Origin of the sequence: Bacillus cereus group sp. BfR-BA-01382 (assembly GCF_022663475.1) — a bacterium.
Taxonomy (GTDB): Bacteria; Bacillota; Bacilli; order Bacillales; family Bacillaceae_G; genus Bacillus_A; species Bacillus_A thuringiensis_S.
Map to the genome: position 1 here is coordinate 1 of NZ_JAKUFQ010000451.1, position 217 is coordinate 217.

Below are 217 nucleotides of genomic sequence, written 5' to 3' on the forward strand. Positions count from 1 at the left end.
GCCACCCCGGCATGTCATATTGAAAATTGGAGCGGAAGACGGGATTCGAACCCGCGACCCCAACCTTGGCAAGGTTGTATTCTACCACTGAACTACTTCCGCAAGACATGTTTGAGATATTTTATTAAAAGTGCGGGTGAAGGGAGTCGAACCCCCACGCCAAAGGCGCTAGATCCTAAGTCTAGTGCGTCTGCCAATTCCGCCACACCCGCATATT

General features: G+C 51.2%; 2 tRNA genes. Both read right to left on the bottom strand.

Annotation, left to right across the window (positions count from 1 at the left end):
* Positions 1-27: 27 nt before the first annotated feature.
* A tRNA-Gly gene (locus MR160_RS34670) sits at positions 28-102 on the bottom strand.
* Positions 103-131: 29 nt separating this feature from the next.
* A tRNA-Leu gene (locus MR160_RS34675) sits at positions 132-212 on the bottom strand.
* Positions 213-217: the final 5 nt, after the last annotated feature.